This window comes from Bacillus sp. LL01, assembly GCF_001037965.1.
In genome coordinates this window covers 1-3,513 of record NZ_LFEL01000236.1, presented here as the reverse complement: position 1 = coordinate 3,513, position 3,513 = coordinate 1, and the positions used below count along the sequence as shown (strand labels likewise).

At 40.8% G+C, this 3,513-nt stretch carries 4 protein-coding genes, 1 pseudogene and 1 riboswitch; all 5 genes and pseudogenes read right to left on the bottom strand.

Annotated features, from left to right (window positions below):
* Positions 1–769: Na+/H+ antiporter NhaC family protein (locus AB685_RS28650; RefSeq protein WP_047974009.1), on the bottom strand; the 769-nt coding region annotated here is incomplete at its 3' end.
* 127 nt (positions 770–896) lie between these two features.
* Positions 897–1,073: riboswitch (Lysine riboswitch) on the bottom strand.
* 70 nt (positions 1,074–1,143) lie between these two features.
* Entirely contained in the window at positions 1,144–1,887 is a 744-nt protein-coding gene (gene yunB / locus AB685_RS28645; protein WP_047974008.1) for a sporulation protein YunB, read from the bottom strand.
* Positions 1,888–1,959: 72 nt separating this feature from the next.
* Entirely contained in the window at positions 1,960–2,445 is a 486-nt protein-coding gene (locus AB685_RS28640; protein ID WP_047974007.1) for a dihydrofolate reductase, read from the bottom strand.
* A complete protein-coding gene (locus AB685_RS28635) occupies positions 2,442–3,236 on the bottom strand; it encodes a thymidylate synthase (RefSeq protein WP_047974006.1) in 795 nt (264 codons plus the stop codon). Before AB685_RS28635 ends, AB685_RS28640 begins: the two co-directional genes overlap by 4 nt.
* Positions 3,237–3,252: 16 nt before the next feature.
* A pseudogene (locus AB685_RS28630) lies at positions 3,253–3,513 on the bottom strand (hypothetical protein); the annotation flags it as partial.

Below are 3,513 nucleotides of genomic sequence, written 5' to 3'. Positions count from 1 at the left end.
CACTAACTTTAAGATCCTCTTGGTCCCCAGGAATTGCACCTGACTCAGGATCAACAAGCTCTCCTGTTTTTAAAGCACGTTCCTCATGGACTCTCATTGCTCCAAAGTCTAACTTGAATAATACAACAGCTAAAACTAACCCAATCGCAACTAGTGCATAAATGTTCATTGGGACCATTAACATAAAGGCTTGCAGGCCTTCATATTGAGTGACGCCATGCGTAGCAAGAATACCTGCAATAATCGTAATGATATAAGCACCCCAACTCGATACTGGTGCAATGACACACATCGGCGCAGCGGTAGAATCAACTAGATAAGCAAGTTTAGCACGGGATACACGGTGACGGTCGGTTAGTGGACGACTGACATTTCCGACCGTTAAGCTGTTAAAGTAATCGTCTATAAAGATTAAAACACCTAAAATAACCGAAACCATTTGAGCGCCTACTCGTGTTTTTACACGTTTCATTGCCCATTCACCAAATGCACGGCTACCTCCAGAACGAGTAACAAGTGCTGCCATCATTCCAAGTAACAATAGGAAAAAAATAATATAAAGTTCCCAATCATTGATGGCCCCATCTACAACAAATATAGCTCCTACAATTGAAGCAATTTCGACTACACTATCGACTGGATTGTATCCATTTAGCATCAGTGCGCCGACAATAATACCGACACCTAGTGATAATAGAACTCGTCTCGTTAAAATAACCATAACAAGCGCTAGCACTGGTGGYAGTAACGATAAAATTGAACCTTCCATTCGGTCCATCCCCCTTTGATATAATATGTTGATACAGGGATGTTTCCTATACTCATCTGTATGAGAGTATAAAAAAAGCCAATAACGGTTACCCATTATCGGCTTTAATAAGCACAGGTATCCCCATCACAACAGTAGTTCTCCACAGCTAATCAGCTGTGACAGTGTTACATTTCTTCAATGTAACCCCAGCAGAAAAGATCTGACTCCTCTTTCCCACTTCGGCAAATGAACCTTTTCACACTTCTCTACGTTGTCATCCTCCAAGTGCGTACTCTTTTACATTCGCGCCTCTACCCCACCATGCTGATGAGGCAACTCACATTATTAAGTTTGCCGAATTATCTTATCATAGTTTTACATGGTTGACAACGTTAATTATCACCACCTCCTAAGGAAGAACCAGGAGCAGGTACAATCATCCCTCCCCCTTCAGAATAATATTCAGGTACGTCTCCTTGAATATTAATCAAACCAACAGGGATGGTCGTTTTAATCGCTTCTGTATTCGTTGCAAACGGGATAACAATTTTAACGTCGACTACTACATCAAAATTGACTGACATGGTCGTGTTATTAATGCCAGTATTAAATGTTTTCATATTAAGATCCGTCTTCACATCCCCAATCGCTGAGAATCGGACTGGAACTTGCGGACCGAGATGAGCGAGTAGAGCATTATTGGTTGCTTGCCCTAAAGGAATCGTGTAAATAATGCCTCCATCAGAGGTGAAAGCTTCCTCGTTCTCAAATGAAACATCAAATGTTTCCCCTTGCTCAATCGCCTTTAAATGACGTTGAACTCGATTGGTGGCTTCTGACAAGATTCTATTATACATCTGCGTATTAAATTGAAGCGTATTATCAGCATCCCTTATAAATAATTCYCCTTGATCAAGATCCGATGCGATTTTTTTCGAGACGGCATCATTAATCGCGCGAGTTGCGATGACTCTCGTTTCTGTGGTTGCAATGTGGACAAGTGTCGGTCTAATTCCTTTCTCAATAATCCAAAGTCCTTGCACAGTAAGGATCACAAATATTAAGAAGGATAAGAGCAGCACATACCGAAATGGTAAAGGACCTTTCCGGGGTCTCGATGGTTTACCGAATCTCACGTTGAAAACCCCCTTTGCCTAATGTATATGCAAAGGGGGTGGACAATTTGACTTGTATTTCTTTACGAGCGATTACTTTTTTCTCTCATATACACAGAAAGTATGTGGGTAACGGTTCTTTTCATCTACAATGCCTTCATCTGCTGAGAGAAGTTTCCATTCTTTTTCCTTAATTTCAGGAAAGAACGTATCACCATCAAATGTTTCATCAATATGGGTAACGTATAAACGATCGACCTCATCCCAAAATAACGTAAAGAGCTCAGCTCCACCAATAATGAAGTATTCGTCCTCTTCATTGGCAAGTTTCACAACATCAGCGRCTTGATGAACAACGTCGCAGCCATCAGCTGTATATGCTGTATTTCTAGTAAGAATCACGTTTCGACGTTTAGGGAGTGGTCGTCCAATTGATTCATACGTTTTGCGTCCCATCACAATCGTATGCCCTGATGTGACTCGTTTAAAATGAGCTAAGTCTGCTGGCAAATGCCATGGCAAGTCATTTTCTCGTCCGATTGTCCGTTCTTTATCCATTGCGACGATATAGGAGATCATACAGATACCTCACCTTTGATATGTGGATGAGGATCATATTCAGTAAGCTCAAAGTCATCGATGGTAAAGTCGAAAATAGATGTAACTTCTTTATTTATTTTCATTTTCGGAAGTGATCTTGGCTCTCTTGTAAGCTGTAGCTTCACTTGTTCCATATGGTTCGAATAAATATGTGCATCTCCAAATGTATGAACAAACTCACCAGGCTCAAGGTCTGTTACTTGAGCGATCATCATCGTTAGAAGAGCATAGGAAGCAATATTAAATGGAACACCAAGGAAGATATCAGCACTACGTTGATAGAGCTGACATGATAACTTGCCATCATTTACGTAAAATTGAAACAAGCAATGACATGGTGCAAGTGCCATCTCATCAATTTCAGCAGGATTCCAAGCACTCACAATCAATCTTCTGGAGTCAGGATTCGTTTTGATCTGCTCCACCACTTCTGAAATTTGGTCTATTACTTTCCCATTTGCGCCTTCCCATGAACGCCACTGTTTACCGTATACAGGACCAAGGTCTCCAGATTCGTCTGCCCACTCGTTCCAAATACGCACATTGTTTTCTTTTAAGTAAGCAATATTGGTCTCACCCTTTAAAAACCATAAAAGCTCATGGATGATGGAACGTAGATGTAGTTTCTTTGTTGTAAGAGCAGGAAAACCATCTCCTAAATCAAATCGCATTTGATAACCAAAGGTACTAATTGTGCCTGTTCCTGTTCGATCTGACTTTTCTTCCCCTTCATTGAGTACATGCTCACATAGCGTAAGATACTGTTTCACTCTCGCTCATCCCCTTTTAATTTGCAGTTGCTAATGTTGTTTCCGTTTCAATAATAGTCGTATCCATATACTCCATTAAGTCGATATCATACGTTAGTTTARGTGTTCGTCCATTTTCGCTAAATACACGAATCACAGGTCTGGTACTCATTTGTTTATTTTGCCTAATCACTATCGCCAGGCGACCATCATTTAACTTTACGGTTAAACCGACTGGATAGAGCGCAATGGTTTCTCGAAATGTCTCGACAAGTCCTTTATCAAAAAGAATGCCCGC